A 25,304-nucleotide genomic window follows, 5' to 3' on the forward strand; every position below is an offset into this window, starting at 1 on the left:
CGGGTTCATTCTCGCCGTGGCTGTGACAAAATAGCGTCTTTATCAGAAAACGTCTTAGCCAACCGGTGGAGAAAGCAATGCAGGATCGCAATTTTGATGATATTGCGGAAAAGTTTTCCCGTAACATTTACGGCACCACCAAAGGGCAGCTTCGACAGGCTATTCTGTGGCAGGATCTCGATCGCGTGCTGGCGGAAATGGGCTCGCAAAAACTGCGTGTGCTGGATGCTGGCGGTGGAGAAGGGCAGACCGCAATCAAAATGGCCGAGCGTGGGCATCAGGTCATTTTATGCGATCTTTCAGCGCAGATGATCGACCGCGCAAAACAGGCGGCAGAAGCAAAAGGTGTGAGCGACAACATGCAATTTATACATTGCGCCGCTCAGGATGTTGCTTCGCATTTGGAAACGCCCGTTGATCTGATATTGTTCCATGCGGTGCTCGAGTGGGTGGCCGATCCCCGCAGCGTATTGCAGACCCTGTGGTCAGTGTTGCGTCCAGGCGGTGTGTTGTCGTTAATGTTCTACAATGCGCACGGCTTGCTGATGCATAACATGGTCGCCGGGAATTTTGATTACGTGCAGGCGGGAATGCCGAAAAAGAAAAAACGGACGCTTTCGCCAGATTATCCACGCGACCCGGCGCAGGTTTATCTGTGGCTGGAAGAAGCTGGTTGGCAAATTATGGGTAAGACCGGCGTTCGCGTGTTTCATGATTACCTGCGCGAGAAGCACCAGCAGCGCGACTGCTATGAAGCATTACTTGAATTAGAAACGCGTTATTGCCGTCAGGAACCGTATATTACCCTGGGGCGTTATATTCATGTCACCGCGCGCAAACCGCAGAGCAAGGATAAAGTATGAGTGAATTTTCCCAGACAGTCCCCGAACTGGTTGCCTGGGCCAGAAAAAATGACTTCTCCATCTCGCTGCCGGTAGACCGACTCTCTTTTCTGCTGGCAGTTGCCACGCTGAACGGCGAGCGTCTGGATGGTGAGATGAGTGAAGGCGAGCTGGTGGATGCATTCCGCCATGTGAGTGATGCGTTTGAGCAAACCAGCGAAACCATCGGCGTGCGCGCCAACAACGCGATCAACGACATGGTGCGTCAACGTCTGCTGAACCGCTTTACCAGCGAGCAGGCGGAAGGGAACGCAATTTACCGTCTGACGCCGCTTGGCATCGGTATTACCGATTACTACATCCGTCAGCGCGAGTTTTCGACGCTGCGCCTTTCTATGCAGTTGTCGATTGTGGCGGGCGAACTGAAACGCGCGGCAGATGCCGCCGAAGAGGGCGGTGATGAGTTTCACTGGCACCGTAATGTCTATGCGCCACTGAAATATTCGGTAGCAGAAATTTTCGACAGCATCGACCTGACGCAACGTCTGATGGACGAACAGCAGCAGCAGGTGAAAGATGATATCGCCCAGTTGCTGAACAAAGACTGGCGGGCGGCGATTTCCAGCTGCGAATTGTTGCTTTCGGAAACTTCCGGAACGCTGCGTGAATTGCAGGATACGCTGGAAGCGGCAGGTGATAAATTGCAGGCTAATCTGTTACGCATTCAGGATGCGACGATGACTCATGATGATCTGCATTTCGTCGATCGTCTGGTGTTCGATCTGCAAAGCAAACTTGACCGTATTATTAGCTGGGGCCAGCAATCCATCGACTTATGGATTGGCTACGACCGCCACGTACACAAATTTATTCGTACCGCTATCGATATGGATAAAAACCGCGTCTTTGCTCAGCGGTTACGTCAGTCGGTACAAACCTATTTTGATGAACCGTGGGCGCTAACTTATGCCAATGCCGATCGTCTGCTGGATATGCGTGACGAAGAGATGGCACTGCGCGATGAAGAGGTGACTGGGGAACTTCCTGAGGATCTGGAGTACGAAGAGTTTAACGAGATCCGCGAACAGCTGGCGGCGATCATCGAAGAACAACTTGCCGTGTACAAAACCAGACAAGTGCCGCTGGATCTTGGTCTGGTGGTACGCGAATATCTGTCACAGTATCCGCGTGCGCGTCACTTTGACGTTGCGCGTATTGTTATCGATCAGGCGGTACGCCTCGGCGTAGCGCAAGCAGATTTCACCGGACTGCCAGCGAAATGGCAGCCGATTAATGATTACGGAGCCAAGGTACAGGCGCATGTCATCGACAAATATTGAACAAGTGATGCCGGTTAAGCTGGCGCAGGCGCTGGCGAATCCGTTATTTCCGGCGCTGGATAGCGCCTTACGTTCAGGCCGTCATATTGGCCTTGACGAACTGGATAATCATGCATTCCTGATGGATTTTCAGGAATATCTGGAAGAATTTTACGCGCGTTATAACGTTGAGCTTATTCGCGCACCGGAGGGGTTCTTCTATTTACGCCCACGTTCCACCACGCTGATCCCACGTTCCGTCTTGTCAGAACTGGATATGATGGTCGGGAAAATCCTCTGTTATCTCTATCTCAGCCCGGAACGGCTGGCGAATGAGGGGATTTTCACCCAGCAGGAATTGTACGACGAACTGCTCACCCTGGCCGATGAAGCAAAATTGCTGAAACTGGTGAACAATCGTTCTACTGGTTCAGACGTTGACCGGCAGAAGTTGCAGGAAAAAGTACGCTCTTCGCTCAACCGTCTGCGTCGCTTAGGCATGGTGTGGTTTATGGGCCACGACAGCAGCAAGTTCCGCATTACCGAATCGGTGTTCCGCTTCGGAGCCGATGTGCGTGCTGGCGACGATCCCCGTGAAGCACAGCGTCGCCTGATTCGTGATGGCGAAGCAATGCCGATTGAAAATCATCTGCAACTCAACGATGAAACCGAAGAGAATCAGCCAGATAGCGGAGAGGAAGAATAATGATTGAACGCGGTAAATTTCGCTCACTGACGCTGATTAACTGGAACGGCTTTTTTGCCCGAACTTTTGACCTCGATGAGCTGGTTACGACGCTCTCCGGTGGTAACGGTGCGGGTAAATCTACTACCATGGCGGCGTTCGTTACGGCGCTGATCCCCGACCTGACCCTGCTGCATTTCCGTAACACCACGGAAGCCGGGGCCACCAGCGGTTCGCGCGATAAAGGTCTGCACGGTAAGCTGAAAGCGGGTGTCTGCTATTCGATGCTCGACACCATTAACTCGCGCCATCAGCGCGTGGTGGTCGGCGTGCGTCTGCAACAGGTTGCCGGGCGCGATCGTAAAGTTGATATCAAACCATTTGCCATTCAGGGCTTGCCGATGTCGGTGCAGCCGACACAACTGGTGACCGAAACTCTGAATGAACGTCAGGCGCGCGTGCTCCCGCTTAACGAGCTGAAAGACAAGCTCGAAGCGATGGAAGGCGTGCAGTTTAAGCAGTTCAACTCTATTACCGATTACCACTCGCTGATGTTCGATCTGGGCATCATCGCACGTCGTCTGCGCTCAGCGTCTGATCGTAGTAAATTCTATCGTCTGATTGAAGCTTCGCTGTACGGCGGGATTTCCAGCGCCATCACCCGTTCTCTGCGCGACTACCTGTTGCCAGAAAATAGCGGCGTGCGTAAAGCGTTTCAGGACATGGAAGCGGCGCTGCGTGAAAACCGTATGACGCTGGAAGCGATTCGTGTTACCCAGTCTGACCGTGACTTGTTCAAGCATCTGATCAGCGAAGCGACTAACTACGTGGCGGCGGACTACATGCGCCACGCCAACGAGCGCCGTGTTCACCTGGATAAAGCGCTGGAGTTTCGTCGTGAGCTTCACACTTCGCGTCAGCAACTGGCGGCTGAGCAGTACAAACACGTCGATATGGCGCGAGAGCTGGCTGAGCACAACGGTGCCGAAGGCGATCTGGAAGCGGATTATCAGGCGGCCAGCGATCACCTGAACCTGGTGCAAACCGCACTGCGTCAGCAGGAAAAGATTGAACGCTACGAAGCGGATCTCGATGAGTTGCAGGTCCGCCTGGAAGAGCAAAACGAAGTGGTGGCAGAAGCCATCGAGCGCCAGGAAGAGAACGAGGCTCGTGCGGAAGCTGCCGAGCTGGAAGTGGACGAGCTGAAAAGCCAGCTTGCTGACTACCAGCAGGCGCTGGACGTCCAGCAAACGCGCGCGATCCAGTACAACCAGGCGATTGCTGCGCTTAATCGTGCCAAAGAACTGTGCCATCTGCCAGACTTAACCGCCGACAGCGCCGCCGAATGGCTGGAAACCTTCCAGGCGAAAGAGCTGGAAGCGACTGAAAAAATGCTCTCTCTTGAGCAGAAAATGAGCATGGCGCAAACCGCGCACAGCCAGTTTGAACAGGCTTATCAGCTGGTGGTCGCAATCAACGGCCCGCTGGCGCGTAACGAGGCGTGGGATGTCGCCCGCGAACTATTGCGCGAAGGGGTCGATCAGCGTCACCTGGCAGAGCAGGTTCAACCGTTGCGGATGCGCTTAAGCGAACTGGAACAGCGTCTGCGCGAGCAGCAAGAAGCTGAGCGTCTGTTGGCAGATTTCTGCAAACGTCAGGGCAAGAATTTTGATATCGACGAACTGGAAGCTCTGCATCAGGAGCTGGAAGCGCGCATTGCCTCTCTTTCCGACAGTGTTTCTAACGCCCGCGAAGAGCGTATGGCACTGCGTCAGGAGCAGGAACAGCTGCAGTCTCGCATTCAGAGTTTGATGCAGCGTGCGCCGGTTTGGCTGGCTGCGCAAAACAGTCTCAACCAGTTGAGCGAACAGTGCGGCGAAGAATTCTCCTCAAGCCAGGACGTCACCGAATATCTGCAACAGTTGCTGGAGCGTGAGCGCGAAGCGATTGTTGAACGTGACGAAGTTGGCGCACGCAAAAACGCCGTCGATGAAGAGATCGAACGTTTAAGCCAGCCAGGCGGCTCTGAAGACCAGCGTCTGAATGCGCTGGCGGAGCGTTTTGGCGGCGTGTTGCTGTCAGAAATTTATGACGACGTTAGCCTGGAAGATGCGCCGTACTTCTCGGCGTTGTACGGCCCGTCACGCCACGCTATCGTGGTGCCGGACCTGTCACAGGTAACCGAGCATCTGGAAGGCTTGACCGATTGCCCGGAAGATCTCTATCTGATCGAAGGGGATCCGCAGTCATTCGATGACAGCGTGTTCAGCGTTGATGAGCTGGAAAAAGCGGTAGTGGTGAAAATCGCCGATCGTCAGTGGCGTTATTCACGTTTCCCGGAAGTGCCGCTGTTTGGTCGTGCTGCGCGTGAAAGCCGTATTGAAAGCCTCCATGCGGAACGTGAAGTGCTTTCCGAACGCTTCGCCACGCTCTCCTTTGATGTACAGAAAACCCAGCGTCTGCATCAGGCGTTCAGCCGCTTTATTGGTAGCCATCTGGCGGTAGCGTTTGAGTCTGATCCGGAAGCAGAAATCCGTCAACTGAACAGCCGTCGCGTCGAACTGGAGCGGGCGTTGAGTAATCATGAAAATGATAACCAGCAGCAGCGTATTCAGTTTGAGCAGGCGAAAGAGGGCGTTACGGCGCTGAACCGCATTCTGCCGCGTCTTAACCTGCTGGCTGATGACAGCCTGGCAGATCGCGTCGATGAAATCCGCGAACGTCTGGATGAAGCCCAGGAAGCCGCGCGTTTTGTTCAGCAGTTTGGCAATCAACTGGCGAAACTGGAACCGATCGTTTCGGTATTGCAGAGCGACCCGGAACAGTTCGAACAGTTAAAAGAAGATTACGCGTACTCTCAGCAGATGCAGCGCGATGCCCGTCAGCAGGCGTTTGCCCTGACGGAAGTGGTGCAGCGTCGTGCGCACTTTAGCTACTCTGACTCGGCAGAAATGCTTAGCGGTAACAGCGATCTCAACGAAAAACTGCGTGAACGTCTGGAACAGGCGGAAGCGGAGCGTACCCGCGCTCGTGAAGCGTTGCGCGGACACGCAGCGCAGTTGAGTCAGTACAACCAGGTGCTGGCTTCGCTGAAAAGTTCTTACGACACCAAAAAAGAGCTACTCAACGATCTGCAACGTGAATTGCAGGATATCGGCGTGCGTGCTGATAGCGGGGCAGAAGAGCGGGCGCGTATTCGCCGTGACGAGTTGCACGCGCAACTGAGCAATAACCGTTCACGCCGCAACCAACTGGAAAAAGCGCTTACCTTCTGCGAAGCGGAGATGGACAACCTGACCCGCAAACTGCGCAAGCTGGAGCGTGATTACTTTGAGATGCGCGAGCAGGTAGTGACCGCGAAAGCGGGCTGGTGTGCAGTGATGCGCATGGTGAAAGATAACGGTGTTGAGCGCCGCTTACACCGCCGTGAGCTGGCTTATCTCTCCGCTGATGATTTGCGTTCCATGTCGGATAAGGCGTTGGGTGCGTTGCGTCTCGCGGTAGCGGATAACGAACATCTGCGCGACGTGCTGCGTATGTCGGAAGATCCAAAACGTCCGGAACGTAAAATTCAGTTCTTCGTGGCGGTTTATCAGCATCTGCGCGAGCGTATTCGTCAGGATATTATTCGTACCGATGATCCGGTTGAAGCTATCGAGCAGATGGAGATCGAACTTAGCCGTCTGACTGAAGAGTTAACGTCCCGCGAACAGAAACTGGCGATCAGTTCCCGCAGCGTGGCGAACATCATCCGTAAAACCATTCAGCGCGAGCAGAACCGTATCCGTATGCTCAACCAGGGCTTGCAGAACGTATCGTTCGGTCAGGTGAACAGCGTGCGCCTCAACGTGAACGTGCGTGAAACGCACGCCATGCTGCTGGATGTGCTCTCTGAACAGCACGAACAACATCAGGATCTGTTTAACAGCAACCGTCTGACCTTCTCGGAAGCGCTGGCGAAACTGTATCAGCGCCTTAATCCGCAGATTGATATGGGGCAGCGCACGCCGCAGACCATCGGTGAAGAACTGCTGGATTACCGTAACTATCTTGAAATGGAAGTTGAGGTTAACCGTGGTTCCGATGGCTGGTTGCGCGCGGAGTCTGGTGCATTGTCGACCGGTGAGGCTATTGGTACCGGTATGTCGATTCTGGTGATGGTGGTACAGAGTTGGGAAGATGAATCTCGCCGCTTGCGCGGTAAAGATATCTCTCCTTGCCGTCTGCTGTTCCTTGATGAAGCAGCGCGACTGGATGCCCGTTCCATCGCCACGCTGTTTGAATTGTGTGAGCGTTTGCAAATGCAGCTCATCATCGCAGCGCCGGAAAATATCAGCCCGGAAAAAGGCACCACCTATAAACTGGTGCGTAAAGTCTTCCAGAATACCGAACACGTTCACGTAGTCGGTCTGCGTGGTTTTGCACCGCAACTCCCTGAAACGCTTCCAGGAACTGACGAAGCGCCTTCCCAGGCGAGTTAAGATTGAGGCGGCAGCGATGCCGCCTTTCCTGTTTCTGAAAACTCCGTTTCTGCACTAAAAAAGTGCCACATTCTGGCGCGCTTTTCTTTAAACTTCTTTACATTAGGTTATGTAAAAACGTATCGGCGTTTATATACTGAAGATAAGCCTGATGAGTAACAGGCTTGCTCGTCATACTTTCGTGAGTATTGGCGTTGTACAGGCAAGTCGTAAAATAACAGCCTGGCTATTCAGAGTATGATAAAAACAGGGGGCAAGGGATGTTGCTTAATATGATGTGTGGTCGTCGGCTGTCGGCAATCAGTTTGTGCGTGGCCGTAACATTCGCTCCACTGTTCAATGCTCAGGCCGATGAGCCTGAAGTAATCCCTGGCGACAGCCCGGTGGCTGTCAGCGAACAGGGCGAGGCACTGCCGCAGGCGCAGGCCACGGCAATAATGGCGGGGATCCAGCCATTGCCTGAAGGTGCGGCAGAAAAAGCTCGCACGCAAATCGAATCTCAATTACCTGCAGGCTATAAGCCGGTTTATCTTAACCAGCTTCAACTGTTGTATGCCGCACGCGATATGCAACCCATGTGGGAAAACCGTGATGCTGTTAAAGCCTTCCAGCAACAGCTGGCAGAAGTGGCGATTGCCGGTTTCCAGCCGCAGTTTAATAAATGGGTAGAGTTGCTGACCGATCCTGGTATTAACGGGATGGCACGCGATGTGGTGCTCTCTGATGCGATGATGGGCTATCTCCATTTCATCGCAAATATTCCAGTCAAAGGCACTCGCTGGCTATACAGCAGTAAACCTTATGCGCTTTCCACGCCGCCGCTCTCGGTGATTAACCAATGGCAGCTGGCGCTGGATAAAGGTCAATTGCCTACGTTTGTTGCAGGGCTGGCACCGCAGCATCCGCAATATGCGGCGATGCATGAATCGTTACTGAACTTACTCAGTGACACCAAACCGTGGCCCCAACTGACTGGCAAAGCAACATTGCGTCCAGGGCAGTGGAGTAACGACATACCGGCATTGCGCGAAATATTGCAACGTACAGGCATGCTGGACGGGGGGCCGAAAATAACTCTGCCTGGCGATGAAACGCCAACTGACGCGGTGGTCAGCCCATCCGCTGTTACTGTTGAAACAGCAGAAACTAAGCCGATGGACAAGCAAACGACGTCTCGTAGTAAACCTGCGCCAGCCATTCGTGCCGCCTACGATAATGAACTGGTGGAAGCCGTTAAACGTTTTCAGGCATGGCAAGGATTGGGAGCAGATGGCGCTATTGGCCCGGCAACGCGTGACTGGTTAAACGTAACGCCCGCCCAGCGTGCTGGCGTGTTGGCACTCAACATCCAGCGATTGCGCTTGCTGCCAACTGAGCTTTCAACCGGGATCATGGTTAATATTCCGGCCTATTCGCTGGTCTATTATCAGAAAGGCAATCAGGTGCTGGATTCGAGAGTCATTGTCGGTCGCCCCGATCGCAAAACGCCGATGATGAGCAGTGCCCTTAACAACGTGGTGGTAAACCCGCCGTGGAATGTACCACCAACTCTGGCACGCAAAGATATTCTGCCGAAAGTGCGCAACGATCCGGGATATCTCGAAAGCCATGGCTATACGGTGATGCGCGGTTGGAACAGCAGGGAGGCGATTGATCCGTGGCAGGTTGACTGGTCTACAATCACGGCCTCGAATTTACCGTTCCGCTTCCAGCAGGCTCCAGGCCCACGGAACTCGCTGGGGCGCTATAAATTCAATATGCCGAGTTCAGAGGCCATTTATTTGCATGACACGCCGAACCACAATCTGTTCAAGCGTGATACACGCGCATTGAGCTCAGGCTGTGTACGAGTGAATAAAGCTTCCGATCTGGCGAATATGCTGTTGCAGGATGCAGGCTGGAATGACAAACGTATTTCTGATGCGCTGAAGCAGGGCGATACGCGTTACGTCAATATTCGGCAGTCGATTCCGGTGAATCTCTACTATCTGACGGCCTTTGTTGGTGCAGATGGTCGTACCCAGTATCGTACAGATATTTACAATTATGATCTGCCTGCGCGATCCAGCTCGCAAATCGTATCGAAAGCGGAACAATTAATCAGGTAAATGAAGCAGTTCGGGGAAATCAGTTGTCGTAATAATTAGCATGATAGGGGGCGATTCTCTGCAGCCCCCGTCACTGCTGGGGTTGAGTCATCTTGACGTCTGCTTTACGGGCGGTTAAGGTGCCTCTTGTGCGCCAGAAGTGCATATAAACGATAACATTGACCTGTAGACTTGATTATCATGGACAAATTCGACGCTAATCGCCGCAAACTGCTGGCGCTTGGTGGCGTTGCACTCGGTGCCGCCATCCTGCCGACCCCTGCGTTTGCAACACTCTCTACCCCACGCCCGCGTATTTTGACACTCAATAATCTTCATACCGGAGAGTCAATCAAAGCGGAGTTTTTCGATGGCAGAGGCTATATTCAGGAAGAATTGGCAAAACTTAACCATTTTTTCCGCGATTACCGCGCGAACAAAATAAAGTCCATCGACCCAGGATTATTCGACCAGTTGTATCGCCTGCAAGGGTTGTTAGGCACCCGCAAACCGGTGCAACTCATTTCCGGTTATCGTTCCATTGATACCAACAATGAACTACGCGCCCGCAGCCGTGGAGTAGCGAAGAAAAGCTATCACACTAAAGGCCAGGCGATGGATTTCCATATTGAAGGCATCGCGTTAAGCAATATTCGCAAAGCCGCGTTATCTATGCGCGCAGGTGGTGTAGGATATTACCCACGTAGTAACTTTGTGCATATTGATACCGGGCCAGCACGGCACTGGTAGTAATCGCTTAACGAAACAGGGGCAGTATGAACTATCGTATTATTCCGGTCACCGCATTCTCCCAGAACTGTTCATTGATCTGGTGTGAACAAACCCGTCTGGCCGCACTGGTCGATCCTGGCGGTGATGCGGAAAAAATCAAACAGGAAGTTGATGCCAGCGGCCTGACACTGATGCAGATCCTGCTGACTCATGGTCATCTGGACCACGTTGGCGCAGCGGCGGAACTGGCGCAACATTACGGCGTGCCGGTTTTTGGCCCGGAAAAAGAAGATGAGTTCTGGCTGCAAGGCTTGCCTGCGCAAAGTCGTATGTTTGGTCTGGAAGAGTGCCAGCCGCTGACGCCAGATCGTTGGCTGAACGAAGGCGATACCATCAGCATAGGGAATGTGACTTTACAGGTGTTACATTGCCCTGGGCATACGCCGGGTCATGTCGTGTTTTTTGATGAGCGGGTAAGGCTGCTGATTTCTGGCGACGTTATTTTCAAAGGTGGAGTAGGGCGCAGTGACTTCCCGCGTGGCGATCATAATCAACTGATTTCTTCAATCAAAGATAAATTGCTGCCACTGGGGGATGATGTGACATTTATTCCGGGTCACGGACCATTATCCACACTTGGTTATGAGCGCCTGCATAATCCCTTCCTGCAAGACGAAATGCCCGTCTGGTAAAGGCGCATAAAAAAGCCCGCTTTTCAGCGGGCTTCATTGTTTTTAACGCTTACAGCACTGCCACAATCGCTTCGCACAGCGGAGCCATATTATCTGGTGTCATCCCGGCCACGTTTACGCGACCAGAAGCAACAGCATACACGCCAAACTCTTCGCGCAGACGCAGCACTTGTTCTTTTGTCAGGCCACTGAAGGAGAACATGCCGTTCTGTTTGATGATAAAGCTGAAGTCGCGGTTTGCGCCTTTTTCCTGCAGCGTATTGACGAACAACTGACGCATACGCTGAATACGCTGGCGCATATCAGTCAGCTCTTGTTCCCAAATCGCACGTAACGCATCGTTGCTCAGGATGGTGGCAACAACAGAAGCGCCGTGTGCTGGTGGGTTAGAGTAGTTAGCGCGAATCGCCGCTTTCATTTGGCTGAATGCGCGATCAACGGTCTCACTGTCAGCAGCAACCAGAGTACAAGCGCCAACACGCTCGTTGTACAGGCCAAAGTTTTTAGAGTAGGAACTAGCAACAATCAGCTCTTTATGCATAGCCGCGAAAGCGCGCAGTCCTTCAGCATCTTCTTCCAGACCACGGGCAAACCCCTGGTAAGCGAAGTCAAACAGCGGTAACCAGCCTTTCTCAACGGAAAGTTGTGCCAGTGTCTGCCATTGTTCCAGCGTAGGGTCGATACCGGTTGGGTTATGGCAGCAGCCATGGAACAGCACTACGTCGCCAGCCTGAGCTTCGTTCAGGCTGTTAATCAGTGCATCGAAGTCAAGGGTGTGATTTTCCGCATCATAATAAGCGTATTCACGAACTTCCAGACCTGCAGAGTTAAAGACGCTCTTATGGTTCGGCCAGCTTGGGTTGCTCACCCACACACGCTTAACGCTGGTATTTTTTGCCAGGAAATCGGCAGCCACGCGTAGTGCGCCAGTGCCACCCGGAGTCTGTGCCGTGCGAGCACGTTTGTCATTGATCAGGGCGCTACCTTTACCAAACAGCAGTTCCTGAGTGCAGCGACCAAATTCAGGGATGCCGTCAATGCCGAGGTAATTTTTGGTGGTTTCATTTTCGAGCAGATACTGTTCAGCCTTTTTCACGCTGGTCAGTACCGGGGTTTTGCCCGTCTCATCTTTATAGACACCAATCCCGAGGTTAATTTTGCCGGGACGTTCATCGGCACGAAACAGATCGGCCAGGCCCAGAATCGGGTCGGCAGGAGCGGCGGTAATGTTCTCAAACATGACGAGGTTCCATTATGGTTACAGAAGGGAAGTCCGCTATCAGGGTAACGGGAGATTTACAAAATTCCAACTATTACTGATGAAAACGCAGGCTGTTTTTGCAAGACGTGAGATTGCTCTGGAAGGCATAAAAAAAACAGGACCAAAGTCCTGTTTTTTCGGCATTTAACAAAGAGGTGTGCTATTAGAACTGGTAAACGATACCCACAGCAACGGTGTCGTCAGAACCTACGCCCAGTTTGTTGTCAGAATCGATCTGGTTGATGATGTAGTCAACATAGGTGGACATGTTTTTGTTGAAGTAGTAGGTTGCGCCCACTTCAAAGTAGTTCACCAGATCAACATCACCGATACCTTCTACGTCTTTCGCTTTAGATTTGGTGTAAGCGATGGACGGACGCAGACCGAAATCGAACTGGTATTGCGCAACTAACAGAACGTCTTGCGTTTTGTTGGCGAAGCCGCCTTCAATTGGCGTAGCGTTGCGGGTTTCACCGTAGTTCGCTGCCAGGTAGATGTTGTTCGCGTCATACTTCAGACCAGTTGCCCACTGTTCAGCTTTTTTACCCTGACCGCGGAATTCGGCTTCCTGGGCGTCGGTACGGTCTGCTGCACCGTAAGCACCTACGATACCAAAGCCTTCGAATTCGTAGCTGATAGAGCCACCGACGCCGTCGCCGTTGGAACGCTCAGGAATACCAGCACGTTCGTTTTTGCCCAGGTACTGAACGGCAAAGTTCAGGCCGTCAACCAGACCGAAGAAGTTGGAGTTACGATAGGTAGCAACGCCGCCTACACGACCAACGAAGAAGTCATCGCTGTATGCCGTGTCACCGCCAAACTCAGGCAGCATATCGGTGTAACCCAGTGCGTCGTAAACCACACCGTAGTTACGACCGTAGTCGATAGAACCCGCATCAGCGAATTTCAGACCTGCGAATGCCAGACGAGTTTTGTTACCTTTCTGGGCATCAGCGCCTTCAGAGTTGTTACCCTGGAAGTTATATTCCCACTGACCGTAGCCGGTCAGATCGGAATTGATTTGTGTTTCCCCTTTAAAACCAAGACGGGCATAAGTTTTGTCGCCGTTTCCGCCGTAACTGTTTACACCATTGTCTTTAGAAAAATAATGCAGACCGACAGCTTTACCGTACAGATCTACTTTGTTGCCATCTTTGTTATAGATTTCTGCAGCGTTTGCAGTACCTGCTACTAACAGAGCAGGGACGATCACTGCCAGAATATTGCGCTTCATCATTATTTATTACCCTCATGGTTTTTTTATGACACCTGCCACTGCCGTCAATAAGTTCTGTCAATAAAAATTTACGGAACTATTGATGAGAGTTTGGTGTCTTTATGTGTCTGCAGGCATCTTTCCATTCAAACTAACGTTTCGCTACCGTGAAAGTGCTACAAAGATAAAGATTTGGTTTCAAAAAGAAAAAATATGTAACTAAAAGTAAAATTTAAGGAACTTTGTGAACACCGTCATATTTCCATAGAAGCGTGATGATATTTACAGCAATTTTTATCTATTTATATGATTTCCTTATATTTAAATTAACTAAAAGGAAATTTTGTTTCTGATGGAAACTTTATCGGCCTGGCACTAAATCCTCGTTCAGACATCCAGAACGCCAAAAAATAGTATGAAAATTGTGCTATCAGCTAAGAAAAAACTAATCCGCAATAAGAATGCGGATTATTTTTTGTGCGCAAATGTTGCAGTGTAATATTCCGTAACAGGATGATCGTTATGGCGGGGTTGCAAATAGATTGCTTGACTTAACAAACAGATAACTTGACAGAAAGGATAAAAAAAGAGCCAGCGGGTGCTGGCTCTTGAAGACGCTAAATTAGAAGCTGGCGTTACGCGGAGTACGTGGGAACGGAATCACATCACGCACGTTTTGCACGCCAGTTACGTAAGCAATCAGGCGTTCAAAACCAAGACCGAAACCGGAATGCGGAACAGTACCGTAGCGACGCAGATCGCGATACCACCAGTAATCTTCTTTATTCAGGCCCATTTCCAGCATACGCTCGTCCAGCACGTCCAGACGCTCTTCACGCTGAGAACCACCAATGATTTCACCGATGCCCGGAGCCAGAACATCCATAGCCGCAACGGTTTTTCCGTCTTCGTTAAGGCGCATATAGAACGCTTTAATGTCTTTCGGATAGTTTTTAACCACCACCGGTGCTTTAAAGTGTTCTTCCGCCAGATAACGTTCATGCTCAGAAGAGAGATCAACGCCCCAGTAAACCGGGTTTTCAAACTTCTTGCCGCAGTTTTCGAGAATGGTCACTGCGTCGGTGTAATCCACCTGCGCGAAATCGGCCTCAATAAAGCGTTCCAGACGTGAAACGGCATCTTTATCTACGCGTTCAGCGAAGAACTTCATGTCGTCAGCGCGTTCTTCGAGAACCGCTTTGAAGACATATTTCAGCATGGCTTCAGCCAGACCCGCGATATCGTTCAGGTTAGCAAACGCCACTTCCGGCTCCAGCATCCAGAATTCCGCCAGGTGACGGCTGGTGTTGGAGTTTTCAGCACGGAAAGTCGGGCCGAAGGTATAAATTTTGGACAATGCGCAAGCGTAGGTTTCGCCGTTCAACTGGCCAGATACGGTCAGGAAAGACTCTTTACCAAAGAAGTCTTTGTCGAAATCCACTTTGCCCTGATCGTTACGCGGCAGGTTTTCCAGATCCAGCGTAGAAACGCGGAACATTTCGCCAGCCCCTTCGGTATCAGACGCAGTAATCAGTGGCGTTGAAACCCAGAAGAATCCCTGCTCGTTAAAGAAGCGATGCAGCGCCTGCGCCAGCGTATGGCGAACGCGCGCGACGGCACCAATCAGGTTTGTGCGCGGACGCAGGTGAGCGACTTCACGCAGATACTCAATGCTGTGGCGTTTTGCCGCCATCGGGTAAGTGTCTGGATCTTCAACCCAACCAGCAACTTCAACCTTGCTGGCCTGAATTTCAAATTGTTGCCCCTGTCCTGGCGACGCCACGACTTTACCCGTCACAATGACCGAGCAACCGGTGGTCAGACGCAGAACGTCTTCATTGTAATTGGGCAGAGAATTATTGATGACAGCCTGTACAGGATCAAAGCAGGAACCGTCATAAACGGCGAGGAAGGAGATGCCAGCTTTTGAATCTCGGCGGGTACGTACCCATCCGCGCACGGTGACTTCGCTGTCAACGGCTACGCGGCCCTGGAGTACGTCGGCTACAGGCACAACGCTCATAATATTCTCTCTGTTAATAGTCGGAAAAAATAAACACTTGTCCACCCGTAAATGGGGGGATACCTATGTTACCTGGCATCTGCAATCAGACAAGCAGAATTCGCAAATGCAGCGAAAGATTTCGGAATTAAAGGTAAAAAAAGGGAGCCGAATAGCTCCCTGATGATATTAACTGGCTTTTTTAATATGCGGAAGGTCGAACGCTTTGCGCAGCGCCCGAACAAACGCTTTATCGTGGCAGATAGTTTTGCCAGGACTGTCAGAAAGTTTCGCCACTGGTTTACCGTTACACTCCACCAGCTTAATGACAATATTCAGGGGTTTTACCTGGGGGATATCGCAGGTCAGGCGAGTCCCAATACCAAAACTTAATTGCACGCGGGAAGAGAAATGGCGGTATAGCTCAACCGCTTTGCGTAAATCCAGATTGTCAGAGAAAACCAGCGTTTTACTCTGTGGATCAATTCCCAGCTTCTCATAATGTGCAATGGCTTTTTCACCCCATTCAACCGGGTCGCCGGAGTCATGACGCAAGCCCTGATAGCGGCTGGCAAATTCTACGCCGAAATCTCGCAGGAAAGCATCCATGGTAATACAGTCGGTTAACGCAATGCCAAGTTGGTCGGGATATTCTTCCAGCCAGGCAGCAAGTGCAGCTCGCTGGCTGTTGGCAAGATCCGGACTGATTTGCTGATGCGCCTGGAACCATTCGTGTGCTTGTGTTCCCATTGGCGTGAGGGAAAGCCGACGCGCCAGATCGTAGTTGCTGGTGCCTACGAACCAGGATTCCTGTTGCAGACGTTTCACTATGGTTTCTTGTACTTCACGAGAAAAACGTCGGCGGGTGCCAAAATCCATCAGATGGAAGCGCGACATATCAAGACCGGCGGTTAATGCCGAGAAGTCGGCTAATTTGCTTTCCAGCGTGTCGAGGGCTTGCGCAACGTCGGCCTGCGGTGAGCGATAGCGATGTACCATTTCACTGATAACCGCCAGCAAAGGAACTTCCCAGAGGATGACTTCACGCCACGGGCCGCTTAAACGAATATCCAGCTTGCCATTATCATTGGACACGGTGACTTGTTCCGGGTTAAAGCGGAACTCGCGTAGCCAGTTAAGATAGTCGGCCTTAAAGAAAGGCAGGGCAGAGAGCCACTGATATTCATCATCCTGCAGGCGCAGGTGCTGCATCGCCTGAACCTGTTCACGAATAGCATCGGCATAAATACCCAGCAGATCGTCACCTCGGCAACGAAACTCCGCCGCGACATGCACATCGTAATAGTGATGAAACACGGCTTGCTGCATATGCAACTTATAAGCATCTGTATCCAGCAACGAGTGCAGAACAGGAGAAGCGAATTGTGTCATAGGTGCGCAGTAGCGTCCTCGTACAGGAGCGTTTAGTACAATAAACATCTTCAGGAACTGCTGGAGTATACCTTGTTTCGTAATTTATTGAACCCCGATCACACCATATGTCACCTTTCTGGTCGATGGTATTGCGCTGCGTATGTTATAAAAATGTAGCAATAAAGGCGTTTGTACCTGAAAAGATGAAGATTCTGCATAGCGCGATTTACGCAACAGGAATAGACTGAACACCAGACTCTATAAAAGATGCTAAAGGTTATTTATGACTCAACAGCCACAAGCCAAATACCGTCACGATTATCGTGCGCCGGATTACCAGATTACTGATATTGACTTGACCTTTGACCTGGACGCGCAAAAGACGGTCGTTACCGCGGTCAGCCAGGCTGTCCGTCATGGTGCATCAGATGCTCCGCTTCGTCTTGATGGCGAAGATCTTAAACTGGTTTCTGTTCATATTAATGATGAGCCGTGGACCGCCTGGAAAGAAGAAGAGGGCGCACTGGTCATCAGTAATTTGCCGGAGCGTTTTACGCTCAAGATCGTTAATGAAATTAGCCCAGCGGCGAATACTGCGCTGGAAGGGCTTTATCAGTCAGGCGATGCGCTTTGCACCCAGTGTGAAGCCGAAGGTTTCCGCCATATTACGTATTATCTCGACCGCCCGGACGTGCTGGCGCGTTTTACCACCAAAATTATTGCCGATAAAACCAAATACCCGTTCCTGCTTTCCAACGGTAACCGCGTTGCGCAAGGCGAACTGGAAAATGGACGCCACTGGGTACAATGGCAGGACCCGTTCCCGAAACCGTGCTACCTGTTTGCGCTGGTGGCAGGCGACTTCGACGTGCTGCGCGACACCTTCACCACGCGTTCTGGTCGCGAAGTGGCGCTGGAGCTGTACGTCGATCGCGGCAACCTTGATCGCGCGCCATGGGCGATGACCTCGCTGAAAAACTCCATGAAATGGGATGAAGAACGCTTCGGCCTGGAGTATGACCTCGACATCTATATGATCGTTGCAGTGGATTTCTTCAATATGGGCGCAATGGAGAATAAAGGTCTGAATATCTTTAACTCCAAATATGTGCTGGCCCGTACCGATACCGCGACCGATAAAGATTATCTCGATATTGAGCGCGTTATTGGTCATGAATATTTCCATAACTGGACCGGTAACCGTGTGACCTGCCGCGACTGGTTCCAGCTCAGCCTTAAAGAAGGCTTAACCGTGTTCCGCGATCAGGAGTTCAGCTCTGATCTTGGTTCCCGCGCAGTAAACCGTATCAACAACGTGCGCACCATGCGCGGATTGCAGTTTGCGGAAGATGCCAGCCCGATGGCGCACCCGATCCGCCCGGATATGGTTATTGAAATGAACAACTTCTACACCCTGACCGTTTATGAGAAGGGCGCGGAAGTGATTCGCATGATCCACACTCTGCTGGGCGAAGAAAACTTCCAGAAAGGGATGCAGCTCTATTTCGAGCGCCATGATGGCAGTGCGGCAACCTGCGACGACTTTGTTCAGGCGATGGAAGATGCGTCAAATGTCGATCTCTCCCATTTCCGCCGTTGGTACAGCCAGTCCGGTACGCCGATTGTGACCGTCAAAGACGACTACAATCCAGAAACTGAGCAGTACACCCTGACCATCAGCCAGCGCACGCCAGCTACGCCGGATCAGGCAGAAAAACAGCCGCTGCATATTCCGTTTGCCATCGAACTGTATGATAACGAAGGCAAAGTGATCCCGTTGCAGAAAGGCGGTCATCCGGTCAATTCGGTGCTGAACGTCACCCAGGCGGAACAGACCTTTGTCTTTGATAATGTCTACTTCCAGCCGGTGCCCGCACTGCTGTGCGAATTCTCTGCGCCAGTGAAACTGGAATATAAGTGGAGCGATCAGCAACTGACCTTCCTGATGCGCCATGCGCGTAATGATTTCTCCCGCTGGGATGCGGCGCAAAGCCTGCTGGCAACCTACATCAAGCTCAACGTCGCCCGTCATCAGCAAGGGCAGCCGCTGTCTCTGCCGGTGCATGTGGCTGACGCTTTCCGCGCGGTGCTGCTCGATGAGAAGATTGATCCGGCGCTGGCGGCAGAAATTCTGACGCTGCCTTCCGTCAATGAAATGGCAGAACTGTTCGATATCATCGATCCGATTGCTATTGCCGAAGTGCGTGAAGCACTCACCCGTACTCTGGCGACTGAACTGGCGGATGAGCTGCTGGCTATTTACAACGCGAATTACCAGAGCGAGTATCGCGTTGAGCATGAAGATATTGCAAAACGCACTCTGCGAAATGCCTGCCTGCGCTTCCTCGCTTTTGGTGAAACGCATCTGGCTGACGTGCTGGTAAGCAAGCAGTTCCATGAAGCAAACAATATGACCGATGCGCTGGCCGCGCTTTCTGCGGCGGTTGCTGCACAGCTGCCATGCCGTGACGCGCTGATGCAGGAGTACGACGACAAGTGGCATCAGGATGGTCTGGTGATGGATAAATGGTTTATCCTGCAAGCCACCAGCCCGGCGGCGAATGTGCTGGAGACGGTGCGTGGTCTGTTGCAGCATCGCTCATTTACCATGAGCAACCCGAACCGCATTCGTTCGTTGATTGGCGCGTTTGCGGGCAGCAACCCGGCAGCGTTCCATGCCGAAGATGGCAGCGGTTACCAGTTCCTGGTGGAAATGCTTACCGACCTCAACAGCCGTAACCCGCAGGTGGCTTCACGTCTGATTGAACCGCTGATTCGCCTGAAGCGTTACGATGCCAAACGTCAGGAGAAAATGCGCGCGGCGCTGGAGCAGTTGAAAGGGCTGGAAAATCTCTCTGGCGATCTGTACGAGAAGATAACTAAAGCACTGGCTTGATACTTTTGAGCCCAAATGCCGGATGCGACGCTTGACGCGTCTTATCAGGCCTACAAGTCCGTTGAAAATGCTGGTTTTGTAGGCTGGATAAGGCGTTCACGCCGCATCCGGCAGCCGTGCCCAAATGCCTGATGCGACGCTTGACGCGTCTTATCAGGCCTACAAGCCCGTTGAAGCTGCTGGTTTTGTGCGCCACATCCGGCATATTAACCATGACGCCGAATCGGTTGTTCAGAGTGCCCACGCTGCATCACCCGTTGCAACACTTCCGCTTCCAGCTCCGCTAATCTCACCGACCCTAACCGGCGCGGACGGGGGATATCCACCGTCAAATCCAGACCAATTTTTCCCTCTTCAATTAACAGCACCCGGTCAGCCATCGCCACCGCTTCGCTCACATCATGCGTCACCAACAGTACGGTAAAGCCGTGCTCCTGCCAAAGTGACACAATCAAATCCTGCATCTCGAGCCGAGTCAGGGCGTCCAGCGCCCCGAGCGGTTCATCAAGCAATAATAAACCCGGTCGATGAATTAACGCTCTTGCCAGCGCCACACGCTGTTTCTGCCCGCCAGAAAGTGCGGCAGGCCATTCCCGCGCGCGATTCTCCAGCCCTACCGCAGCCAGCGCCCGACGCGCGGCATCGCGCCACTGGCCTTTAAGGCCCAGCCCAACGTTATCAATCACCGATTTCCACGGTAGCAGACGCGCATCCTGAAACATCATTCGCGTGTCTTCCTGAATCTCAGCTAGCGGTGTGGTACCCGCTAACACATCGCCTGCGGTTGGCGTTTCCAGACCTGCCAGCAGGCGCAGCAGGGTACTTTTGCCACCACCGCTGCGGCCCACCACCGCCACAAACTGACCTGCCGGAATATGTAAATCCAGTTGGTTCAGGACGATATTTTCCGCGTAATGTTTGCTTACTGCATTGAGTAACAAGGGTGTGCCCTGGTTCAGACGAGCAGTATTCATACCGTGGCCTCCTTCAAATGATAAGCCGGATTCCAGCGCAGCCAGAGGCGCTCTAACAGCTGCGCGCTGACGTCAGCAAGTTTGCCGAGCAGGGCGTAGAGAATAATGGCGACTACCACCACATCCGTTTGCAAAAACTCCCGCGCATTCATCGCCAGATAACCAATGCCGGAATTGGCAGAAATGGTTTCGGCAACAATCAGCGTCAGCCACATCAGGCCCAACGCAAAACGTACGCCGACCATAATTGAGGGCAGGGCACCAGGCAGGATCACATGGATAAACAGCGGTATGCCGGATAATCCATAGCTACGCGCCATTTCCACCAGACCGCGATCGATATTACGGATGCCGTGCCAGGTGTTGATATAAATGGGGAATAGCGTGCCGAGCGCCACCAGAAAGATTTTTGCGGATTCATCAATGCCAAACCACAAAATCACCAGCGGGATCAGCGCCAGATGCGGCACGTTGCGCAACATCTGAATTGAGGTATCCAGCAGCCTCTCTCCCCAGCGCGACAGTCCGCTTATCAGTCCCAGAATCAACCCCAGCGATCCGCCAATTGAAAAACCAATCAGCGCCCGCCAGGAGCTGATCGCCAGATGTTGCCACAATTCGCCGCTGGCGGAGAGCGTCCAGAACGCCATTACCACCCCTTCCGGAGAGGGCAAAATACGCGTCGACAGCCAGCCAACTGAGGAGGCCAGTTGCCACACCGCCACGATGCCCACCGGTAAAAACCAGGGGGCAACGCGCAATAACCACTTCTTGACTGGCGTTGCCATTATTTCTTCCTTAGCTTTGCGCGACGTTACGGGGGATAAAATCATTCGCCACCGCTTCGCCTTGCGGATTCAGCGGTTGTGGCTGGGGAATTTCCGGGATGGCGACATCCAGATGTGGGAACAGTAACTCGCCGACCCGATACGCTTCTTCCAGATGCGGGTAGCCCGAAAGCACAAAACTGTCGATGCCAAGTGCAGCGTATTCGTTGATTCGCGCGGCGACCGTAGGACCATCGCCCACCAACGCCGTCCCGGCACCGCCGCGCACTAAGCCAACGCCCGCCCATAAATTGGGGCTGATCTCCAGATTGTCGCGCTTGCCGTTATGTAGCGCCGCCATTCGCTGTTGCCCCACGGAATCCGTGCGGGCAAACGCGGCTTGTGCTTTAGCGATGGTCTCATCATCAAGATGCGAGATTAACCGCTCGGCGGCCTGCCACGCTTCGTCGTTAGTTTCACGAACAATCACATGCAGACGAATACCGAAACGAATTTTGCGTCCATGCGCGGCAGCTTTCGCCCGCACGTGTTCGATTTTCTCTTTAACCAGTTCCGGCGGTTCGCCCCAGGTGAGGTAGAGATCAACTTGTTCTGCCGCCAGCTCCTGGGCGACGTCTGACGAGCCGCCAAAGTAAAGCGGAGGATAGGGCTGTTGAATCGGCGGGAAGAGCAGTTTTGCTCCGCGTACATGTATATGTTTACCGTTAAAATCGACGGTTTCGCCCTGCAATAAGCGCCGCCAGACCTGTGTAAATTCAGACGAGGCTTCGTAACGCTCGCAATGATCGAGGAATACGCCGTCGCCTGCCAGCTCTTGCGGATCGCTGCCTGTGACCAGATTAAACAACGCGCGTCCGTTAGAGAGACGATCCAGCGTGGCGGCCTGGCGGGCAGCAACGGTAGGTGAGGTTACGCTGGGGCGCAGGGCAACAAGAAACTTCAACCGTTGCGTCACCGGGATCATCGACGCCGCCACCAGCCACGCATCTTCACACGAGCGCCCTGTGGGAATTAGCACACCGGTATAGCCCAGACGATCCGCCGCTTGCGCAATTTGTTGCAGATAACCGTGATCAACCGGGCGTGAACCTTCTTCCGTTCCCAGATAATGCCCGTCACCGTGGGTCGGTAAAAACCAGAACATATTCAGACTCATAATTGTTTTCCTTCCAGTTGAGTGGGCTGCCAGATACGCTGGCGAATATCGACTTTTTTCGGCACCAGACGGTTTTCATAAAACAGATCTGCCGTTTGCTGCTGTAAGGCGGCAACCTCGGCGTTAACCGGTTTGATGGTGGTAGGGGGGCGATGATCTAAATAAGAGGCAATCACCGGCGTTGGTAAGCCCATCGTTTTTGCCAGTAAAGCGATGCTTTGCTCGCGTTGGCTGCGAGTTAACGCATCGGCCTCGCTGAAGGTTGCTAGTACGCCCTGAATAAATGCGCCGTTTTTTTCTGCATAGGGACGAGCTGCCAGGTAAAACGAGCCGGTTTGATTAAGATCGGTGCCGTCTTTTAGCACCCGCACGCCGCCCTGTAATAACGCGGCGGAATAGTAGGGATCCCAGATAGCCCAGGCGTCGACGTTACCTTGCTGGAACGCGGCGCGGGCATCGGCGGGCGTCAGGTAAGTGGGCTGGATATCCGTGAATTTAAGCCCGGCCTGGCGTAGTGCGCGCAGTAAAAGGTTGTGTGAACTGGAACCTTTCTGAAAAGCAACTTTGTGACCTTTAAGATCGGCTACGGTTTTGATCGGGCTGTTTTCTGCCACCAGAATCACTTCGGCTTTGGGCTTCGGCGGCTCGACGCCCACATATACCAAATCAGCCCCGGCAGCCTGGGCAAAGATTGGTGGAATATCCCCGGTACTGCCGAGATCGATACTGCCGACGTTTAACGCCTCCAGCATCTGTGGGCCAGCCGGGAACTCCACCCACGAGATTTTTGTTTGCGGATAGCGTTTTTCCAGCATTTGGTAATTTTTCGCCAGTACCGAACTGATATTGCTTTTCTGATAGCCAATCCTTAACGCTTCTGGCGAAGATTCCGCGGCAACTGCGAGTGTAGAGACGCTAAGCAATCCCGCAAGCGCCAGTTTAATGATGTTACGCATGGGCATTACCTCGCAGAGACAGAAGATCGGGAACCTGAACATCACGGCGGTGAAGTGCCTGCCAGAAAGTTTCTAGCGCGGTATCAAGACGGGTTTGCAGATTTGGCGTGAACTGGGGTTTGTGGTGGTAATCAATTACTTGTGAGTCATCGGCAAACACGCCGTGCAGGATCTCCTGGGCTTTCAGCGCGCTTAATACCGGTTTAAGCGCGTAATCGACCGCCAGAAGGTGAGCCACTGTACCGCCCGTTGCCAGCGGCAGTACCACTTTGTCTTGCAACGCACGTTCTGGCAGCAGATCGAGCAGGGTTTTCAGCGCTCCGGAATAGGCGGCCTTATACACAGGTGTGGCGACAATTAACCCATCGGCCTGTTGCAGCTTTTCGGTAAAAGTTTTCAGGGCCGGACTATCGAAACGGGCATAGAGCAGATCCTCCGGGGCGAAGTTTTGCAGATTCCAGTGATAAACCTCGACATCCAGGTTATTCAGTTTTTCCCGCGCATATTCCAGCAAAGAACTGGAGCGAGAAGGAAAACGAGGACTCCCCGCCAGGGTGATGACACGCATACTCTCTCCTTATAACCAACTGTTCTTGTTTTGTTAAAATTGATAACAATTTGGTCAGTCTGACAGAGGGCGTCCGCGAGTCGAAATGATTTATCTGACGAAGCAAAGCCAAAAAAAGCATAAAAAAAGCGCAATAAGAAAACGTTTGCTATTTATTGCCGTAGGTCAATTCCCTTTTGGTCCGAACTCGCACATAATACGCCCCCGGTTTGCACACCGGGAATCCAGGAGAGTTCATGTACTACCCCTTCGTTCGTAAAGCCCTTTTCCAGCTCGATCCAGAGCGCGCTCATGAGTTTACTTTTCAGCAATTACGCCGCATTACCGGAACGCCGTTTGAAGCACTGATTCGGCAAAAAGTTCCAGCAAAACCCGTTAGTTGCATGGGCCTGACGTTTAAAAATCCACTTGGTCTGGCAGCTGGTCTGGATAAAGACGGGGAGTGCATTGACGCATTAGGCGCGATGGGATTTGGATCGATCGAGATCGGTACCGTCACACCACGTCCACAACCAGGTAATGACAAGCCGCGTCTCTTTCGTTTGGTTGATGCCGAAGGTTTGATCAACCGTATGGGCTTTAATAATCTCGGCGTTGATAACCTCGTTGAGAACGTAAAAAAAGCTCATTACGATGGTGTTCTGGGGATTAATATCGGCAAAAATAAAGATACGCCGGTGGAGCAGGGTAAAGATGACTATCTGATTTGTATGGAAAAAATCTATGCCTATGCGGGATATATCGCTATCAATATTTCATCGCCGAATACCCCAGGATTACGCACACTGCAATATGGCGAAGCGCTGGATGATCTCTTAACCGCGATTAAAAATAAGCAAAATGATTTGCAAGCGATGCACCATAAATATGTGCCGATCGCAGTGAAGATCGCGCCGGATCTTTCTGAAGAAGAATTGATCCAGGTTGCCGATAGTTTAGTTCGCCATAATATTGATGGCGTTATTGCAACCAATACCACACTCGATCGTTCTCTGGTTCAGGGAATGAAAAATTGTGATCAAACCGGTGGCTTAAGTGGTCGTCCGCTTCAGTTAAAAAGCACAGAAATTATTCGCCGCTTGTCACAGGAATTAAACGGTCGCTTACCGATCATCGGTGTTGGCGGCATTGACTCGGTTATCGCTGCGCGTGAAAAGATTGCTGCGGGGGCCTCACTGGTGCAAATTTATTCTGGTTTTATTTTTAAAGGACCGCCGCTGATTAAAGAAATCGTTAACCATATCTAATTATTTCTTTGAATTTCTCTTTATAAGA

General features: G+C 52.1%; 18 protein-coding genes. 9 read left to right on the forward strand and 9 right to left on the reverse strand.

What is annotated here, in order from left to right:
- The first annotated feature begins 77 nt into the window (after positions 1-77).
- From cmoM to gloC, 7 genes are all read left to right on the forward strand, one after another.
- Complete coding sequence (cmoM, locus tag ATB02_RS01875; protein ID WP_001360537.1) at positions 78-863, forward strand: tRNA uridine 5-oxyacetic acid(34) methyltransferase CmoM; 786 nt, start codon at positions 78-80, stop codon at positions 861-863.
- Positions 860-2,182, forward strand: a complete 1,323-nt coding sequence (gene mukF, locus ATB02_RS01880; RefSeq protein WP_001288850.1) for a chromosome partition protein MukF — start codon at positions 860-862, stop codon at positions 2,180-2,182. The genes cmoM and mukF overlap by 4 nt, the downstream gene beginning before the upstream one ends.
- On the forward strand, positions 2,163-2,867 hold the full coding sequence (mukE, locus tag ATB02_RS01885; RefSeq protein ID WP_001295347.1) for a chromosome partition protein MukE: 705 nt from the start codon (positions 2,163-2,165) through the stop codon (positions 2,865-2,867). The genes mukF and mukE overlap by 20 nt, the downstream gene beginning before the upstream one ends.
- Complete coding sequence (gene mukB, locus ATB02_RS01890; protein WP_105271000.1) at positions 2,867-7,327, forward strand: chromosome partition protein MukB; 4,461 nt, start codon at positions 2,867-2,869, stop codon at positions 7,325-7,327. The genes mukE and mukB overlap by 1 nt, the downstream gene beginning before the upstream one ends.
- Before the next feature lie 260 nt (positions 7,328-7,587).
- Positions 7,588-9,435: a L,D-transpeptidase gene (gene ldtD / locus ATB02_RS01895; protein WP_105271001.1), complete on the forward strand. Its 1,848-nt coding sequence runs from the start codon at positions 7,588-7,590 to the stop codon at positions 9,433-9,435.
- Between the two features lie 180 nt (positions 9,436-9,615).
- The gene (locus tag ATB02_RS01905) at positions 9,616-10,164 is read left to right on the forward strand and encodes a YcbK family protein (RefSeq protein ID WP_001295932.1); all 549 of its coding nucleotides are present in this window, start codon (positions 9,616-9,618) and stop codon (positions 10,162-10,164) included.
- Between the two features lie 26 nt (positions 10,165-10,190).
- Positions 10,191-10,838: a hydroxyacylglutathione hydrolase GloC gene (gene gloC, locus ATB02_RS01910; protein ID WP_105271002.1), complete on the forward strand. Its 648-nt coding sequence runs from the start codon at positions 10,191-10,193 to the stop codon at positions 10,836-10,838.
- A 49-nt stretch (positions 10,839-10,887) separates the two neighbouring features.
- Here the strand turns inward: gloC and aspC are convergent, their stop codons facing one another.
- From aspC to pncB, 4 genes are all read right to left on the reverse strand, one after another.
- Positions 10,888-12,078, reverse strand: a complete 1,191-nt coding sequence (gene aspC, locus ATB02_RS01915; RefSeq protein ID WP_000462687.1) for an aspartate transaminase — start codon at positions 12,076-12,078, stop codon at positions 10,888-10,890.
- A 184-nt stretch (positions 12,079-12,262) separates the two neighbouring features.
- Positions 12,263-13,336: a porin OmpF gene (gene ompF / locus ATB02_RS01920; protein WP_000977905.1), complete on the reverse strand. Its 1,074-nt coding sequence runs from the start codon at positions 13,334-13,336 to the stop codon at positions 12,263-12,265.
- Between the two features lie 601 nt (positions 13,337-13,937).
- On the reverse strand, positions 13,938-15,338 hold the full coding sequence (gene asnS / locus ATB02_RS01925; protein ID WP_000117877.1) for an asparagine--tRNA ligase: 1,401 nt from the start codon (positions 15,336-15,338) through the stop codon (positions 13,938-13,940).
- A gap of 168 nt (positions 15,339-15,506) precedes the next feature.
- Positions 15,507-16,709, reverse strand: a complete 1,203-nt coding sequence (gene pncB / locus ATB02_RS01930; RefSeq protein WP_001305916.1) for a nicotinate phosphoribosyltransferase — start codon at positions 16,707-16,709, stop codon at positions 15,507-15,509.
- A 265-nt stretch (positions 16,710-16,974) separates the two neighbouring features.
- On the opposite strand from pncB, the gene pepN reads away from it, so the two are divergent.
- On the forward strand, positions 16,975-19,587 hold the full coding sequence (gene pepN, locus ATB02_RS01935; protein WP_105271003.1) for an aminopeptidase N: 2,613 nt from the start codon (positions 16,975-16,977) through the stop codon (positions 19,585-19,587).
- A 206-nt stretch (positions 19,588-19,793) separates the two neighbouring features.
- Here the strand turns inward: pepN and ssuB are convergent, their stop codons facing one another.
- The 5 genes from ssuB to ssuE are packed head-to-tail and all read right to left on the reverse strand — an operon-like array spanning position 19,794 to position 24,029.
- On the reverse strand, positions 19,794-20,561 hold the full coding sequence (gene ssuB, locus ATB02_RS01940) for an aliphatic sulfonates ABC transporter ATP-binding protein (protein WP_032302800.1): 768 nt from the start codon (positions 20,559-20,561) through the stop codon (positions 19,794-19,796).
- Positions 20,558-21,349, reverse strand: a complete 792-nt coding sequence (gene ssuC, locus ATB02_RS01945) for an aliphatic sulfonate ABC transporter permease SsuC (RefSeq protein ID WP_000235189.1) — start codon at positions 21,347-21,349, stop codon at positions 20,558-20,560. The genes ssuB and ssuC overlap by 4 nt, the downstream gene beginning before the upstream one ends.
- A 10-nt stretch (positions 21,350-21,359) precedes the next feature.
- Complete coding sequence (ssuD, locus tag ATB02_RS01950) at positions 21,360-22,505, reverse strand: FMNH2-dependent alkanesulfonate monooxygenase (protein WP_105271004.1); 1,146 nt, start codon at positions 22,503-22,505, stop codon at positions 21,360-21,362.
- Positions 22,502-23,461: an aliphatic sulfonate ABC transporter substrate-binding protein SsuA gene (gene ssuA, locus ATB02_RS01955; RefSeq protein ID WP_105271005.1), complete on the reverse strand. Its 960-nt coding sequence runs from the start codon at positions 23,459-23,461 to the stop codon at positions 22,502-22,504. Before ssuA ends, ssuD begins: the two co-directional genes overlap by 4 nt.
- Positions 23,454-24,029, reverse strand: coding sequence for an NADPH-dependent FMN reductase (gene ssuE / locus ATB02_RS01960; RefSeq protein ID WP_105271006.1), 576 nt, complete (start codon positions 24,027-24,029; stop codon positions 23,454-23,456). The genes ssuA and ssuE overlap by 8 nt, the downstream gene beginning before the upstream one ends.
- Before the next feature lie 236 nt (positions 24,030-24,265).
- Here ssuE and pyrD point away from each other — a divergent pair, with 236 nt between their 5' ends.
- Positions 24,266-25,276, forward strand: coding sequence for a quinone-dependent dihydroorotate dehydrogenase (pyrD, locus tag ATB02_RS01970; protein WP_105271007.1), 1,011 nt, complete (start codon positions 24,266-24,268; stop codon positions 25,274-25,276).
- The last annotated feature ends 28 nt before the right edge of the window (positions 25,277-25,304 follow it).

Origin of the sequence: Escherichia sp. MOD1-EC5189 (assembly GCF_002966045.1) — a bacterium.
Classification (GTDB): Bacteria; Pseudomonadota; Gammaproteobacteria; order Enterobacterales; family Enterobacteriaceae; genus Escherichia; species Escherichia coli_F.

Excerpts from the sequence above, each read along its gene's own strand:
- cmoM (WP_001360537.1), top strand. The coding sequence starts at position 78 with ATGCAGGATCGCAATTTTGATGATATTGCGGAAAAGTTTTCCCGTAAC.
- mukF (WP_001288850.1), top strand. The coding sequence starts at position 860 with ATGAGTGAATTTTCCCAGACAGTCCCCGAACTGGTTGCCTGGGCCAGA.
- mukE (WP_001295347.1), top strand. The coding sequence starts at position 2,163 with ATGTCATCGACAAATATTGAACAAGTGATGCCGGTTAAGCTGGCGCAG.
- mukB (WP_105271000.1), top strand. The coding sequence starts at position 2,867 with ATGATTGAACGCGGTAAATTTCGCTCACTGACGCTGATTAACTGGAAC.
- ldtD (WP_105271001.1), top strand. The coding sequence starts at position 7,588 with ATGTTGCTTAATATGATGTGTGGTCGTCGGCTGTCGGCAATCAGTTTG.
- ATB02_RS01905 (WP_001295932.1), top strand. The coding sequence starts at position 9,616 with ATGGACAAATTCGACGCTAATCGCCGCAAACTGCTGGCGCTTGGTGGC.
- gloC (WP_105271002.1), top strand. The coding sequence starts at position 10,191 with ATGAACTATCGTATTATTCCGGTCACCGCATTCTCCCAGAACTGTTCA.
- aspC (WP_000462687.1), bottom strand. The coding sequence starts at position 12,078 with ATGTTTGAGAACATTACCGCCGCTCCTGCCGACCCGATTCTGGGCCTG.
- ompF (WP_000977905.1), bottom strand. The coding sequence starts at position 13,336 with ATGATGAAGCGCAATATTCTGGCAGTGATCGTCCCTGCTCTGTTAGTA.
- asnS (WP_000117877.1), bottom strand. The coding sequence starts at position 15,338 with ATGAGCGTTGTGCCTGTAGCCGACGTACTCCAGGGCCGCGTAGCCGTT.
- pncB (WP_001305916.1), bottom strand. The coding sequence starts at position 16,709 with ATGACACAATTCGCTTCTCCTGTTCTGCACTCGTTGCTGGATACAGAT.
- pepN (WP_105271003.1), top strand. The coding sequence starts at position 16,975 with ATGACTCAACAGCCACAAGCCAAATACCGTCACGATTATCGTGCGCCG.
- ssuB (WP_032302800.1), bottom strand. The coding sequence starts at position 20,561 with ATGAATACTGCTCGTCTGAACCAGGGCACACCCTTGTTACTCAATGCA.
- ssuC (WP_000235189.1), bottom strand. The coding sequence starts at position 21,349 with ATGGCAACGCCAGTCAAGAAGTGGTTATTGCGCGTTGCCCCCTGGTTT.
- ssuD (WP_105271004.1), bottom strand. The coding sequence starts at position 22,505 with ATGAGTCTGAATATGTTCTGGTTTTTACCGACCCACGGTGACGGGCAT.
- ssuA (WP_105271005.1), bottom strand. The coding sequence starts at position 23,461 with ATGCGTAACATCATTAAACTGGCGCTTGCGGGATTGCTTAGCGTCTCT.
- ssuE (WP_105271006.1), bottom strand. The coding sequence starts at position 24,029 with ATGCGTGTCATCACCCTGGCGGGGAGTCCTCGTTTTCCTTCTCGCTCC.
- pyrD (WP_105271007.1), top strand. The coding sequence starts at position 24,266 with ATGTACTACCCCTTCGTTCGTAAAGCCCTTTTCCAGCTCGATCCAGAG.